The organism is Pseudomonas arsenicoxydans, assembly GCF_006438915.1.
In the GTDB taxonomy this organism is placed as follows: Bacteria; Pseudomonadota; Gammaproteobacteria; order Pseudomonadales; family Pseudomonadaceae; genus Aquipseudomonas; species Aquipseudomonas arsenicoxydans_A.
Genome location: NZ_RCZE01000006.1, coordinates 349613 through 364448, shown reverse-complemented (window position 1 = coordinate 364448; position 14836 = coordinate 349613). Strand labels below are relative to the sequence as shown.

The 14836-nt window shown below is 59.6% G+C and carries 14 protein-coding genes; all 14 read right to left on the bottom strand.

Going from position 1 to position 14836, the window contains the following annotated elements:
* Window positions 1-8: 8 nt before the first annotated feature.
* The 14 genes from EAH78_RS15320 to waaC all read right to left on the bottom strand — a co-directional run bounded on the left by EAH78_RS15320 (window position 9) and on the right by waaC (window position 14836).
* Window positions 9-893: a glycosyltransferase gene (locus EAH78_RS15320; RefSeq protein ID WP_140668265.1), complete on the bottom strand. Its 885-nt coding sequence runs from the start codon at window positions 891-893 to the stop codon at window positions 9-11.
* Entirely contained in the window at window positions 890-2044 is a 1155-nt protein-coding gene (locus EAH78_RS15315; RefSeq protein ID WP_140668264.1) for a glycosyltransferase family 4 protein, read from the bottom strand. Before EAH78_RS15315 ends, EAH78_RS15320 begins: the two co-directional genes overlap by 4 nt.
* Window positions 2041-3483, bottom strand: coding sequence for a PIG-L deacetylase family protein (locus EAH78_RS15310; RefSeq protein WP_140668263.1), 1443 nt, complete (start codon window positions 3481-3483; stop codon window positions 2041-2043). Before EAH78_RS15310 ends, EAH78_RS15315 begins: the two co-directional genes overlap by 4 nt.
* Before the next feature lie 8 nt (window positions 3484-3491).
* Window positions 3492-4388, bottom strand: coding sequence for an antimicrobial resistance protein Mig-14 (locus EAH78_RS15305; protein WP_140668262.1), 897 nt, complete (start codon window positions 4386-4388; stop codon window positions 3492-3494).
* Window positions 4388-5518, bottom strand: coding sequence for a glycosyltransferase (locus tag EAH78_RS15300; RefSeq protein ID WP_140668261.1), 1131 nt, complete (start codon window positions 5516-5518; stop codon window positions 4388-4390). The genes EAH78_RS15305 and EAH78_RS15300 overlap by 1 nt, the downstream gene beginning before the upstream one ends.
* Window positions 5502-7259, bottom strand: coding sequence for a carbamoyltransferase family protein (locus EAH78_RS15295; RefSeq protein ID WP_140668260.1), 1758 nt, complete (start codon window positions 7257-7259; stop codon window positions 5502-5504). Before EAH78_RS15295 ends, EAH78_RS15300 begins: the two co-directional genes overlap by 17 nt.
* Window positions 7260-7486: 227 nt before the next feature.
* On the bottom strand, window positions 7487-8350 hold the full coding sequence (locus EAH78_RS15290) for a DUF3800 domain-containing protein (RefSeq protein WP_140668259.1): 864 nt from the start codon (window positions 8348-8350) through the stop codon (window positions 7487-7489).
* 5 nt (window positions 8351-8355) lie between these two features.
* On the bottom strand, window positions 8356-8691 hold the full coding sequence (locus EAH78_RS15285) for a YceK/YidQ family lipoprotein (RefSeq protein WP_140668258.1): 336 nt from the start codon (window positions 8689-8691) through the stop codon (window positions 8356-8358).
* A gap of 222 nt (window positions 8692-8913) precedes the next feature.
* A complete protein-coding gene (locus EAH78_RS15280) occupies window positions 8914-10365 on the bottom strand; it encodes a lipopolysaccharide kinase InaA family protein (protein ID WP_140668257.1) in 1452 nt (483 codons plus the stop codon).
* A complete protein-coding gene (locus EAH78_RS15275; protein ID WP_140668256.1) occupies window positions 10365-11117 on the bottom strand; it encodes a lipopolysaccharide kinase InaA family protein in 753 nt (250 codons plus the stop codon). The genes EAH78_RS15280 and EAH78_RS15275 overlap by 1 nt, the downstream gene beginning before the upstream one ends.
* Window positions 11114-11848 carry a lipopolysaccharide kinase InaA family protein gene (locus EAH78_RS15270; RefSeq protein WP_140668255.1) on the bottom strand — a complete coding sequence of 245 codons (735 nt, stop codon included), beginning with the start codon at window positions 11846-11848 and terminating at the stop codon, window positions 11114-11116. Before EAH78_RS15270 ends, EAH78_RS15275 begins: the two co-directional genes overlap by 4 nt.
* Window positions 11848-12654: a lipopolysaccharide core heptose(I) kinase RfaP gene (rfaP, locus tag EAH78_RS15265; RefSeq protein WP_140668254.1), complete on the bottom strand. Its 807-nt coding sequence runs from the start codon at window positions 12652-12654 to the stop codon at window positions 11848-11850. Before rfaP ends, EAH78_RS15270 begins: the two co-directional genes overlap by 1 nt.
* Window positions 12654-13775 carry a glycosyltransferase family 4 protein gene (locus EAH78_RS15260; RefSeq protein WP_140668253.1) on the bottom strand — a complete coding sequence of 374 codons (1122 nt, stop codon included), beginning with the start codon at window positions 13773-13775 and terminating at the stop codon, window positions 12654-12656. The genes rfaP and EAH78_RS15260 overlap by 1 nt, the downstream gene beginning before the upstream one ends.
* A complete protein-coding gene (waaC, locus tag EAH78_RS15255; RefSeq protein WP_140668252.1) occupies window positions 13775-14836 on the bottom strand; it encodes a lipopolysaccharide heptosyltransferase I in 1062 nt (353 codons plus the stop codon). The genes EAH78_RS15260 and waaC overlap by 1 nt, the downstream gene beginning before the upstream one ends.

The window sequence follows — 14836 nt, the reverse complement described above, 5'->3', positions numbered from 1 at the left end:
AGGCGGGGTCAGTCTTTTTCCAGCGGCGAGAAGTACAGACGCCCCAAACCACGCCAGGTCTTTTTGTTCCAGGCCTTGAACGGGATCTGCGCCAGCAGTTCGCGAGCCAGCTTGCGATCGCGGTTGGCGGTCTTGAGGAACATCGAGCTGAGGAACTTGTAGCGAACCTCGTCGTACAACGGATGATCGCTGAACAGGGCGTAGGACCGCAGGATGTTGTCGATCATGAAACGGTGGTTTTTATAGGAATTGGTAGCGTGCTTGCGATAGCGCGCCATCAGCACGTTCAGACCATCGATAAAGTAACCGGCATGGGTCACTTTCAGTTCGATCAGCAAGTCTTCCAGGCGAATATTCGGATCGAACCCGCCCACCTTGTCCAATGCTTCCCGACGGATCATCAGGGTCGGGGCCGGTGGATAGGGTTTACGCTCCAGAAACATGTCATCGAAGTCCAGGCGGCGGAACGGAACATGCCGACGCTGGCGCTTCTCCGGGTACAGATTGCCGTCGGCGTCGATCAGCTCGATGTTGCCGGCGCAGATACCGACCTCGGGCTTGCCATCCATGTATTCAACCTGAGTGGCGATGCGTTCCGGCAGCATGATGTCGTCGGAACCGAACGGCACGATCAAGCTGCCGTTTGAACGCGCAATGGCACCGTTGAGCGTGTTGGTCAGGCCCTGATTCTGCTGAACCCGAAAATCGAATCCATAGTGCGCCTGCAGCACGTTGATGCGTTCGACGCTGTCGTCTCTGGAGCCGTCATCGACCACCAGCAGTTCGATGTTTTTGTAGGTCTGGTTGAGGACACTGAGAATGCTTTCCTCAATATAGGGTGCGTGGTTGTACGACGCGATGATGACCGTGACGAGAGGTTGCGCGGCGCTCATGGTTGTTCCTTGCGGGCTTGATCCAGGCCGGAGTCGATCAGATTCAGGTACTCCTGCCGGAACACCTCGATATCGTGTTGTTCCTGCAGATAACGGTAGGCCTGCTCGCCCTTGGCCTTGAGCTCGTCATCCGACAGCCCGAGGTAGTTATCCAGCGCCGCGACCAGGCTCGGCACATCCTTGGGTGTAATCGCCAACCCGCCGGCCCCTTCAATCAGCGGCAACATGGCCGGCACGTTAGAGGCGATGACCGGCAGATGCCCGCTCATGCCTTCGAGCAGCGCCAATCCCAGGCCTTCAGCCAGGGACGGCATGGTCCAGATGTCGAAGGCGCGGATGTACTGCAAAGCGATTTCCTTGAAGCCCAGCAGGTGCGCGCGTCCGGTCAGGCCCAAGCGCTCGATCTCGGCGTTCAGGCGCGACTCTTCGCGGCCGGCACCGATGATCGCCAGTTGGCTATTCGGGTATTTGTCCTTGAGCGCGGCAAACGCCTGTAGCAAGTAAGTATGTCCCTTGACCGGCACCAGACGCCCCAGCGCGCCAATCAGGCGCACCGACGGATCGATGCCGAGCATTTCGCGGGCGCGCTCGCGGCTGTGCTGCAAACCTTCGGCCTGCTCGATGTCGATGGCATTGGTGATCGCGTAGGTGTTCTGGTCGGTGAAACCGCAATCGCAGTCCAGCAGGTACTGTTTGACCGCCGGCGACACACCGACAAAACGCCAGTGACGATCGATCAGGCGCTGGGTCTGGCGGCGCCGGTAAAACCGGTCGTATTCACCAAAACCGTGGGATATGCCGATGCACAGCGGCACTTTCAACCAGCGATTAAGCGTGAGCATCATGTTCACGGGCTTGAAGCGGTTACAGATCACCACGTCGAACTTTTCCGCGCGGCAAAACTTGTACAGGGTCCACATCGCCCGCAGGCGCATGCCTTTGAGGGACTTGTCGGAAAACTCGAAATACACCGAACGGTCGGCTCGGCTTATCGCCTCACCCGGCCCGGGCTTGCCGCGCAGAAACGCCGCCGTCACTTCGTAGCGATCACCCGGCAAGGCCTTGACGATCTGCTCTGCGAGGTCAGCAAAATCATGGGCTTTGACGTTGTAGTCAGGCTGCAATTGCAGAACCTTTAGCCGCTGGCTCATAACTCTCCCCGCTGAGAAGCGTTTATTGGTGTGTGCTTGAGTACCCACAAGAGCTCGTGACGTCGAACCGCCTTGCGAAAGAATTCGTTCTCGCCGTAGGCCGGCGGCTTGCGCTTGGCCAACAGTCGCTGGATCAACCGACGCAGACGTCGCTTGAACGGCATGGGCGGTTGCAAGTCATGCATCATGCCCAACGCCATGGCTTTATCGCGCTGAAGCTCCAGCGACAACGGCAGGCAGCAAGGCTGCATCGGTGTGGCCGGGTCGAAGGCTGGCGGCAACGCGATGCCATGACCGGCGTCGCCCATTGGCCAGCGGTCGTTGTCGTGCAGATGGTTGGCGTAGCCGAGCAGTGTGGTCGGCTGCCACTCCAGGCCTTTCAAGGCTTCGAGGACTGCTTGTTGGGCACAGATATGATCGGGGTGCGGATCGAGGGTCGGGTGCGGCAGTACGATCACTTCAGGACGCGCGCGCAACAGCAATTCACGCAGATCGGCCAGCAGGTTGTTCCAGGTCGGCGCGCCGTCGGTATCGCCCGGCAGGGCAAACGGGTTCAACTGGCGGAACAGCCGGGTGTCGCTCAGGTCCGCTTCCCGCGAAGCGACCGGTTGTGCCGGTGAGGCCTGCATCGCCGCCAGTTGCAGACAGAAATAACCCAGTTGCACGCAATGCGCTTCTGGCACGCCAGCCCAGCGCGGCACCGCGATGCTGTCCCAAGCCCGCAAACGCCCCTTGAGGCGCGCCGCCTCGACCTTGTTCAGACCGATCTGCTGATAGTGTTCGGCTTCGATTTCCCCAGCCGTCAGGGTGACGATCCAGGCTTCACCGGCCTGGCTGTACAAACCGTAGGCGGCCAGCTCGGCATCGTCGGCGTGGGGCGCGATCACCATCACCCGCTGACGGCGGAAATCCGGTTGCTCCAGCGCCCACAACACCGGCTCGCCGAGCAATCGGCAGAAGCGCCCACGCAGGCGCAACTCACCGCGCGACAGCACTTGCGCCTGGCCGCTGAGGTTCAGGTAGCGCAGGCCGTTGACGCCACGCTCGAAGGTTTGACGGTCCGGGTTATCGCCACCCGACAGCTCCACCACGGGATCGATAAAGCGACCCAGCCAGCTACTTTTGACCCGCAGCGCCAACACTAGTGTGGCGTCGTCGACCAGCATCACGCTTTCATCCAGGCGCAAACGCTCACCGTCCAGGTGCACCTTGGGTTGCGGGGTGTAGGGCGGGAAGCTGTATTGGTAATCGTCTTTGGGAGAATAAAACAGGTGGTCGGCGAACCAGGCCTCGTGGGCAATCCAGCCCATCACGGCAAGCACCAACGGCAGCCACCAGGCCACCAGCACGCCGAGGGCAATCAACAGCACCAGCGCAATCAACAGGCTGATGCGTTTGCTGCGCCGATGGCGCTTGAGCAGTTGCTGTTTGCGGCTCATGGGCTCACTCACACGGTAAAAACCGGCACAGGATTGCACCAGCGGTCCTTGTATTCGCGGTCGGCTCGGCCGAAGGAAAACCGCAAAGGTTTGTCGAGGGCGCGAGCGTGTTCCCAGGCACTTTGCGTGTTGAGGAAACTCAGCACACTGCCGGGGCTGAACTCACGGGTTTCGGGATCGACGCCGCCGTTGATGTACTCGACGCTGATCCACTCCGGCGCTTCGACGCGATACACCAGTTGAATCGCAATCGGTGCATCGTTGAGGAAAATCACCGAACCGATCAACAAGTCGCGCAACAGTTCGATCACCTCGCCCATGCGTTCTGCACCCGTCGCCGGGAAGCCCCAGCGGCGCTGGAACAGGTCGCAATAAATCGCGGCCAGCTCGGCACTGGAAAACTCGGAAACCGGTCGCACCACGCCACCGGCTTCTTCCAGCAGGCGCAATTCACGACGCTGGTTGTAGCGGAATTTTTTCGACAGTTCTTCGGGCGTGCGCGCCATGGCCAGTTGTTCGGCCTGTAGTTTGATAGCGCTGAATCGGCCTTCGCTCAGTGCCGACAAGTAACGCCCGCGATGGCGCAACGGTGCATGGGCATCAGCGGCGGCCGGCAGGATCACCTCAGCATTACCGAGGTCGAACAAGCCTTTTTTACCGCAGCGTTTGAGCACGTCTTTGGACAGCGCCAGGTCGCGTCCCCAGGTCGGGATGGCGGCTTTCACTTCACCGTTCTGCTCCCAGGCCAGGTAGCGCACCGGGATATCGGCCAACTGCGCCAGGCGCTCAACCACCATGGGATGCGTCGCGACGCTACCGCCAAAACGTTGCCAGGTCTGTGCATAAGTCGAGGCGTCGACCACCGTCCAGCCACGTTCGCGCCAGCCTTGAAATCGGTTGAGCATCAGCCCCTCGGTGCCAGTTCTGTGACGTGTGGCAAATGCCAGAAAGCCTCGCGCACGGCGCGGTCGGAGAAACGCTCACGCAAGCGGTCGAGCATCAATTCGGCACACTGGTGACGTTGGTGTTCGTCCATCGCGGCCAGATGGTGCAGCCCTTGAGCCAGACGTTCGGCATCGCCCAACGGGAACAGGATGCCGACCCCTTCAACGACTTCCCTAGCACCACCGCACGCGGTGGCGAGCAACGGCACGCCAGCGGCCATGGCTTCGAGCAGCACCATGCCGAACGGTTCGTGGTCGGAGCTCAGGGCAAACACATCGAAGGCACGGAAATAGCGACGAGCATCCGGCACTTGGCCGAGGAACAGCACGCGATCGCCGATACCCAGTTCACGGGCCAGTTCCTTGAGGTCCTGTTCCAGTCGACCGCTACCGAGAATCACCAGTTGGCTGTTGGCCGGCAACTGCGGCAATGCCAGGGCAAAACCGTGCAGCAACGTGGTTTGATCCTTGTCCGGATGCAGTCGGCCGACGTTGCCGACAATCCAGGCATCCGCCGACAGGCCGAGAGTTTCCCGAGCCTCGCGAACCGACACCTGGCTGGTCTGCAACGCAGGTACGTCGATCCGGTTATAAAGCGTCTGAATCCGCCCGGCCGGCCATTTCGGCAGGCAACGGCGCATGTCGTCACGCACCGCATCGGAGACCCCGAGCAGGCTAAGACGCTTGCGGAAAATATGGGCAAACAGTTTGCGAGAGCCGCGTTTGTAATCGTCAAACCCGTGATGCACACCGATGACCGGCAGCGAAGTGCCAAGCAGTGCGATGTAGATCGGCTTGAAACGGTGCGCAATGCAGAAACTGAAATTGCGCGAAGCGGCGATCTTGCGCAGATCGCCGATGGCGCCCAGCTTCAGGCCACGAATGGCCTTGGAGCTGTATTCCATGAACAGCACTTCATCGGAAGCGCAGCCCGCAGCGACTTCACTGTCGGCGGCCCCGGTCAAAAAGACCGTGGTCACTCGATAGCCGGTCCCCGCGAACAGGCTGGCGTACTGCCGGGCGCAGTCCAGAAACGGGCCGTCATAGCCGTGACAGAACTGCAACACATGGCGTTCAGCCGAGCGAGTCATATGCGTCAGCGCCCTCTTTAACCACCAGGATGTCTTCCATGATCAGATACTGTAGGTCAGAGCCGAAGAACATGTTCAGGGCATCGGTCGGTGAGCAGATCATCGGCTCGCCACGACGGTTGAGCGAGGTGTTCAGCGACACGCCGTTGCCGGTCAGCACTTCCAGCGCTTTCATCATGTCGTAGTAGCGCGGGTTGTACTCGCGCTTGAGCACCTGGGCCCGGGACGTACCGTCTTCGTGGACGACTTCCGGCACGCGGGTCTTCCACTCTTCAGCCACTTCAAAGGTGAAGGTCATGAACGGCGCAGGGTGATCGATCTTGATCATCTGCGGGGCCACGGTGTCGAGCATCGACGGGCAGAAAGGCCTCCAGCGCTCGCGGAACTTGATCTGGTGGTTGATGCGGTCAGCCACGCCAACGGCGCTCGGGCAACCGATGATCGAACGACCACCCAAGGCACGCGGACCGAACTCCATGCGCCCCTGGAACCAGGCCACCGGGTTGCCGTCGACCATGATTTTGGCGATGTTTTCCGGCATGTTGGCGAGCTTGCGCCAGGCCGGCTTGCTCGGGTGACGAGCGCAGGCAGCGAGCACGTCTTCGTTGGTGTACGACGGGCCGAGGTAGACATGTTCCATCTTCTCGACTGGCACGCCACGGGCGTGAGAGACATAAGCCGCAGCGCCCACCGCAGTACCGGCGTCGCCGGATGCAGGCTGCACAAACAGCTCTTTGACGTCATCGCGGGCGATGATTTTCTGGTTCAGTTTGACGTTCAACGCACAGCCGCCAGCGTAGGCCAGCTTGCCGGTTTCCTTGAGCACGTCGCCCAAGTAGTAGTCGATCATCTGCAGCGAGATTTTTTCGAACAGTGCTTGAATGCTCGCGGCGTAGTGGATGTACGGCTCGTCAGCGATGTCGCCTTCGCGCTTTGGTCCCAGCCACTCGATCAGCTTCGGCGAGAAGTAATAGCCTTTGCCCTTCTCTTTGTAGCGACGCAGGCCGATGACGTTGGCGTAGTCGGTGTTGATCACCAGCTCGCCGTTTTCGAACGAAGCCAGGCGCGAGAAATCGTATTTGCTGGCGTCGCCGTACGGCGCCATGCCCATGACCTTGAACTCACCGTCGAGCATGTCGAAACCGAGGAACTCGGTAATCGCGCCATACAGGCCGCCGAGGGAGTCCGGATCGAAAAATTCCTTGATCTTGTGGATCTTGCCGTTCTCGCCGTAACCGAAGAAGGTCGTGGCGTACTCACCCTTGCCGTCGATCCCCAGGATCGCGGTTTTCTCTTTGAAACCGGAGCAGTGGTAAGCACTGGAGGCGTGAGCCAGGTGGTGCTCGACCGGCTCGATCTTGATTTTCTTTGGATCGAAGCCCAGTTGCTCGAGGCACCAGACAATCTTGTTGCGATAGCGCTTGTAGCGACGGTTGCCCATCAGGATCGCGTCAAGAGCACGATCCGGGGCGTACCAGTAACGCTTGGCATACTGCCAGCGAGCCTTGCCGAAAATACTGATCGGTGCGAATGGAATCGCCACCACATCAACGTCGGACGGCTTGATGCCCGCCTGTTCCAGGCAGAACTTCGCCGATTCGTAGGGCATGCGGTTCTTTGCATGTTTATCGCGCACAAAGCGCTCTTCTTCAGCCGCCGCGACCAGCTTGCCGTCGATATACAAGGCTGCGGAAGGATCATGGCTAAGGGCGCCGGACAGGCCAAGAATCGTCAATGCCACAGGGGTCTAGCCTCTTTAGTCTGCATGCAGGCGACAAGCGCCTCAAAAATTAATGTGCCCTCGCAAGCGGCGAGAGACAGCTAAAGGGCGGGATTATAGCTTAAAAGCAACGGCAAACCTCTACCGGGAAGTGCCAAGCCAGTGCGTTGACAGACCAGGGGCCTCGACATAGACTCCAGCGCAAATGGACTGGGGGATCCCGGTCGGCGTTCTGGCCTCGGTGAGTTTCACCGGGGCTTTTCGCTTTCTGATAAAGGGAAAATTTTCAAACCCCAGTTTTCAAAACCCTCTCCCACGTTGTTACGACCACCACTGCAGTAGAACTTGCGCTTGAGCACGTCAAAGGCGCGGTTTTCCTGGCCTGAACGCAAAACGCTCATGCCAATGGGTCTTGCAACAAGATCCGCTAACTGTAGCCCCGTGGAATTCACTTGTTTGGTTGCAAAGACAATGTCGAACGGCAACTGAATGCCCAATCGGTTCGCGCCATCGCACATTCGGCGAAACTCCAACTCAAGCTCGTTATCCTCCCGCTTCCCCCGACGCTCGAAAATCACATGGGTCAACGCACCCTGCTGATTTTTTTCCTGTAGGAACTCATAAAGCGTTTCCAGACAGAAGCCGAGAGCGACGTGATAAGGATTGTGTACAGGACCTTGTTTTTCGCGAAGAGCAGCTTTGTCGATGACGCAACTGATCAAGACGAAATTGCTTGCTTCAATGATGCCCGTCAATTCCTCAAGAAAGGCATGCTTGTGTTGCCTGGACGTAAAAAGGCTGGAGAACGCTCCCTTTTCTTTTCGAATTTCCAATTCATGCAGACCAATCAGGTCATGCCCCATGTGATTGAATTTGAACTTCTGAAGGGCAGGAATAACTTTCTCGCAATAATGCCTTTTATGAAAAACACAAAATGCGAGCACAAACATTGGATAGTTTGGATCTAATGTTTGCATCCCATGATCGCCGCTCTCATCGACGTAGATGATGAAATCGCTGTACTTTCCGGTTGGGGGCAAACGCCCTTTAGCACCGACATTAGCGTCGGACTCGCTTTCGTTTTCAAAAAGAACAAACTGCCGGGAATACAAAAGAGCTACCCACGGCCAAGACGCCAGTAAATGCTGAGATTGCCGTCTGTAGCCTGGCGGTAGATCGTATAGGGCAGGGACACGGTATCGCAGACACCCGACAGGCCCAGGTCCAGCAACACGAACGGCACGAGGATGCCGGTGGGATCCGGCGGGGCATTCAATACGCAGAAGTCATAGGCCAGACCGCTGTAAATACGGGGAATGGACTGACAGTAGGTTTTTTGTTTTCTGAGACTGCGGGCAGCGTCTTCATCATCTTGCAGCACCGTCATAGCGGTCCCACAGCCGGTCAGCGCGAGCGAGAAAGTACCCAACATAACAGCCATTTTTATGGTCAAGATTTGCCCTCCGTGAACGTCAGGCAAACTAGCATCGTGGCTATTCAGGGCACAGTTCACGGGGTCTGTAGATCATGTAGGACAATTCATTAGAACTTGTCCTCTGGATCTCGGGCGACGGGTCTGGCCTCATCGCGAGCAGGCTCACTCCTACATTTGTTCTGCGGTGAACACAGTCCCCTGTAGGAGCGAGTCTGCTCGCAATAGGACCGAAGGTCCGATTCAAGCAGCTCTGGAGATGTCTTTGGGCAGACGCTGATCAATGACCTGATACAGCGCACTGCTCTCAGGCCAGTTGCGCATAAACCGCGCCCGGTCCCGCGCATACGCCGGGGCAAAGCTGCCCACCGAGCCATGCTGACACATCGAGTCCAGGTCAATCAGCGCCCAGCGATCTTCCTGCCAGAACAGGTTGTGGCCCTTGAAGTCACCATGGCTGATACGCGCGCCAATCAGCTCGGCGAACAAATGATCCAGCGCCAGCAGTTCCGCTTCAGGTGCATTGCCGCTTTCAACATAAGGCGCAAAACGCTCGATGATGTCCGGCCCCGGCAAATACTCAGTCACCAGATAGGCCCGACTGCGCAGCCAGAAGAAACGCGTCTCCAGCAATGCCAGCGGCTTGGGCGTGGCGATACCGAGGAACGCCAGGCGATTGCCTTCGCGCCAGGAGTGCCAGGCACGGCTCGGACGCCAGAAGCGCTTGAGCCAATGAGCAAAGCCTTTGATGTTGTAGCGCTTAATGACCAGCGTCCGACCGTCAACCTCGACTTTTCCTACACTCGCCGCGCCGCCGGTCTTGTACAAATGGCCTTGGTCAAGCAAGGCATCGGCCTGCCCCAGCACCGGCAGCATTGCCGCCTCTTCCTCGCGACGAATCGCCCGCAGCCCGAACGCCCCGCGCTGGACGCTGAACAGCGTGCATTCGCGGCCGACCTTGATCAGAAAGTCCTTCAAGCGCCAGGCGCGGACCTTGTCGATCTGTTTCTGCAAGGCTTCCATGGGCAAGGCGTGCTCGCCGTTGCTCAACAGGTAATACACCAGCAGTTCTTCGATGAACGGCTCAAGTGCCTTGGGCAACTGCGCAAAAAATACGCCGAGGTTTTCCAGGACTTTGTTGCGCGACAGCGGCTGGCCCGGCGTTTCAGCACAGACACCGCCGCCATCGATCAGATACAAACGGCCGCGCTGACGCAGCAGGTTGTCCAGATGCAGGTCTTCTTGCCAGAGCCCCTTGCGATGCATTTGGCCGATTGCGCCCAGTGCCTCGGCAATCACGGCCCCTTGCATATCCGCCAACACAGGCAAGTGTTCGACTTTTTTCCAGGTTTCCCCCAGGCTCTCGGCGCCTTCGAGGAAATCAAACAGCAGCCAGCCGCCCTCGCCTTCCTTTAGCCCATCCGCCAGCAGTTGCGGGGTGGTCAGGCCTTGATCGGCCAGCAGACGCACGCCGGCCAGTTCACGCTGAAAATGCCGCGCCGCCTTGCTGCCAACCAACAATTTGGCCAGCACCGGACGGCCACGCCAGATACCGGCACCGACATAACGCTGCCCCGGCAAGACCCGCAGCAGGCTTAACAATTGCAAATCGGCAGGACCTGCGGCATCGGCCAGCGCAATGCTCATGGGCAGGCTCGGGCTGCGGCCGGCGTTTTTCAGTTCGGACAAGTGCATCAGCGCGTCTCCTTGCGACTGCGCCGCGCGGTCAGGCGTGACACCCAGCTGTCCACCAGCGAACTGTCCCGGGGCTGGTCGACATAGACCGCCAACAATTCGCGCAACTGCGCTTCGGTCCACTCCGGCGCGCGGCGCAGCAACGGTTCCAGGTCCTTGACCCGGTCACGCTGACCGAACAGCAGCGGCCGGGTTTTTTCCAGGTCGATCAACTGAGCCAGATAACCGTCGCCCGCGGCCTGCAGAAAAATATGTTTGGGGTAGAAACAGCCATGAACCTGACGCACGCCGTGCAGGCGCCGCGCCAATTCACCACAGGCTTTTAGAATGGCCGAGTGTTGCGCTTCGCTCAGGTCCGACCAGCGTTGTAACAGCGAGTCCAGGTCATCCCAACCGTCCAGCGCGCGAGTCAGCAGCACCGCGCGGACTTCACCGTTGACTTTACGCTCACCAAAAAAAACCGCCTTCAGCGCCGGAATACCAAGCTTTTCATAGCGGCTGATGTTGCGAAACTCACGGGCAAAACTCGGCTCGCCGAAGGGCGCGTGGAAGGTACGCGTCAGGTAGTTGCTCTGGCGCTTGAGGTAGAAGCCACGACCTTCCAGATCCAGCCGAAAAACACTGCTCCAGCCATCGCCAACGATGTTGGGCTCATCGACAGCCTCGAGCTGTTTGGCCCAGAGCGCATCGAACGTGCCGAGGCCATGGCGCTCAAGCAGCGCACGGTCTTCAGCGGCCAGAAAATCAGTCATTCGCGTCCCTCGAAAAATCTCACCACGTGCCGGATGCGTTTCTTGTCGGCGGCATTCAGCCGGTCACGCTGGCGGTATTGCAAATAAAAGCGCAGGCGCTGGGTCGCCGACAGGTGATATTTGGCCACCTTGTCGAGGCAGGCCAGGTCTTTGGTGATGCGGTACTTAAGCCAGAAACCGTGCCAGAAATCGCCATTGGGGCAATCAATCAGGAACAGTCGGGCTTGATCATCGACCAGCAGATTGCGCCACTTCAAATCGTTATGCGTAAAGCGATTGTCATGCATGGTCCGGGTGTAACCGGCCAACTGTCGACTAAGCGAGTCGACCCAGGCGCGGTCTGCCAACTTGGGATCGCGCCGATCAGCGAGGGCCGACAAGTCTTCAGTGTTGGGCAACTCGCGGGTAATCATCGCCCCACGGTCGTACGCCGCACCACGTCGCTCCAGGCCCCAGGCCACCACTTCGGCGGTGGGAATGCCCCACTTGGCGAAGCGCTTGAGGTTCTGCCATTCGGCCTTCACCCGGGGTTTGCCCAGGTAACGGCGCAGGCCTTTGCCGGCGCCGACGTAGCGTTTGACGTAATAGTTGACGCCGTTGCGATTGACGCGGATGACCTCGGACAACAGGTCGCGGGTCAAGCGCTCACCTTGAAGCGCGAACACTGCTTCAAGGCTGCCGAAATCTTCTGCCAGATCGCTGTACGCGGGATCCAGTCTCCAACCCGCCATCAGAGCGCATCCCCATATCGCTGTTTACGGTCATAGAGCTTGTTGGCCTTGCCCTCAAGCCAGGCAAGCAGCGACGCTTCCTCGGCCAGAATCTGGCGCAGCGGCTGCTGGAAGTAGCCCTTGAGGAAACGCAATTTGTCGCGCTGGGTCAGGCCAATGTCCAGGGCCGAAAAGTACAGGGCCGCGAGATCCTTGTTGCGCCAGCGCTGGGTGATCGCCGGGCGGGTCTGGGCACGGTGCAGGTCGATCACCGAGAGTTTGAAATCATCAGCCGTCACCGGTTTGTCAGTGTGCAGCAGGAAGTGACAGATGTAGCAGTCGCGATGGTTGACCCCGGCGCGGTGCATCATGCCGGTCATGCGCGCGACTTCGGCGATCAGCGCACGTTTGAGCACAGGCGCAGGCGGGTTCTTGACCCAGTCGATGCTGAAGTCTTCGAGGCTGACGGTCGGCGCCAGCTCTTCAGTGACAATAAACGAGTGCTGGTCCGCCGGGTTGCTGCCCTTCTCGCCGTATGCCACGGCGGTCATAGTCGGCACACCGACTTCTTGCAGGCGCTGAATGGCCTTCCATTCCTGACCCGCGCCAAGGACCGGTAGCTTGGCCGTCAGCAGGTTCTTGAAAATTTCGCCCCAGCCAATGCCACGGTGGATCTTCACGAAAAAACCAGTGCCGTTCACTTCAGTGCGCAAGGTCCGGCGCGCTTCCAGCTCACGGTAAACCTCGCCCTCGAGGCCTTCGACTTCGGTGAACGCATCGCGTCCGGCCCAAAGGCTCTTGAACGGTTCAGCCAGCATCAACTTCATTAAGCGTGCTCCGCCAGAATCACATCGGCCGCGTGTTGCGGCATGCTGTAGAGGTCGGCCGTCTCGGCGAAGGCCAGACCGTTGCGGCTCCAGGCCGCCCGTGCTTGAGCGTCGTTCAACATGCCGGTCAGGTACTGGGTCAGTTGTGCCTGATCGAACGGTTCGTCCAGCACCAGACCGGCGTCGGCCTCGGCGATGTAATGGGCGTAACCACAGACCGCACTTACCAACACCGGCAACCCGGCCACCAAGGCTTCGAGCAACACGGTCCCGGTGTTTTCGTTGTACGCCGGGTGGATCAACAGGTCGGCACCGAGCAGGAAACGCGGGATATCGCTGCGCCCCTTGAGGAACGTCACGTTGTCACCGAGCCCCAATGCCGCGCTCTGCATCTGGAATAATTTGGGGTCATCCTGGCCAATTACAAACAGCCGGGTGCGCTTCTTCAGATCGGCGGGCAACGCGGCCAGCGCCTTGAGGCTGCGATCCACGCCTTTGGTCTTGAACCCGGAGCCGATTTGCACCAGCAGCAGTTCGTCGTCTTTCAGGTTGAACTCGGCACGGAAACCGGCACGAATCTCGGCGGCATTGGCTGGCGCGCGACGGTCCTGGGAGATCCCCGGCGGCAGCAGGTGAAAACGTTCCAGCGGCGTGTCGTAATGCTTGATGAACAGCGGCTGCTGCACTTCGGAAATCATCAGCACTTCAGTCTTGGCGTCCTTGGCGAACACCGCGCGCTCGTACTCGGCAAAGTGCCGGTAGCGGCCCCAGCGCCGGTACAGCGAGTGCCGCAGGTTCTGCGCCTTGTCTTCGAAGCAGCCGTCGGCGGCGTAGTAAACGTCGAGGCCCGGCATTTTGTTGAAACCGATCAAACGGTCCACAGGACGCTTGGCCAGATCCGCTTCCATCCACTCGCTGAGCTTTTCGTTACGGCGGTGGTTGAAGAACGCCTTGACCGGCGCCACCAGCACTTCGAAACCCGGTGGAACGTCGCCTTCCCATATCAGCGTGTAAACGCGAATCTGATGGCCGCGCTGCTGACACTCAAGGGCGATGCGCATGAAGTCACGCTGCAAGCCCCCGAACGGAAAGTACTTGTACAAGACGAATGCCAATTGCATCAGCGCAGCTCCTCAGCCAGTAACAACGTGCTCAGTCGGGTCGCGACACGCTCGGGATTCAGACGCGTGAAGCACAGTGGCCACTCGCGTTTCAGGTTGAACTGACGGGAATCCTGTTCCGTCGGTTGATACGTGCATTTCTTTTGCAGGCACGGTGCGCAGGGGAAATCGCTGGCGATGTGAATCTGCGCTTTACCGTAGGCGCCGGTCAGGCCCGGGTTGGTCGGGCCGAACAGCGACAGGGTCGGGACGTCGAGCGCGGCGGCCAGATGACCGAGGCCGGTGTCCACGGCGACACAGGCCTGCGCGCCGGCCAGCACTTTGCCGACACCGGCCAGGTTCAGCTTGGGCAGCACTTCGACATGACGGAACCCGGCGGCGATGCGCTCGGCCCGGGCTTTCTCGATCGGGTTGCCCCACGGCAACTTCACGCCGACACCCAGATAACCGACGCGTTCGGCCAGCTCGCGCCAGTACGCTTCCGGCCAGTGCTTGGTGTCCCACGTGGTGCCGTGCAGGAACAACACGTATGGATTTTTGCGCGGCAATTCCACCAGACGCTCGACGTTCAGGCCGTAATCGCCCAGGCCTTTGGGCAAGTCGTAGCCCAACGCCAACGCGAACAACTGACGCACCCGCTCCACCGCGTGCTGTCCACGGCCTACCGCGAGGCGACGAGAGTAAAAACGCGCAGCAATGGGTTCACGGGCGGAATTTTTGTCGAGACCGGCGACCGGCGCCTTGACGTAGCGAGTCAGCCAGGCGCTTTTCAGCAGGCCCTGAGCGTCAATCACCAGATCATATTTTTCGGCACGAACGCTTTGTTTGAAACGCTTCCACTCGCCACTCTTGATGGTCTGCCAGATGTTTTTGCGCCAGCGACGGATCGCCACCGGGATCACCTTGCCCACGGCCGGGTGCCAGGTCGGAATCTCGGCAAAGCCTTCTTCCACCACCCAATCGAATTTGATGCCGGGAATCGCCCGCGCCGCGTCGGTCAGCGCCGGCAACGCGTGAATCACGTCGCCCAGCGAAGAAGTCTTGATCAGCAGAACGCGCAA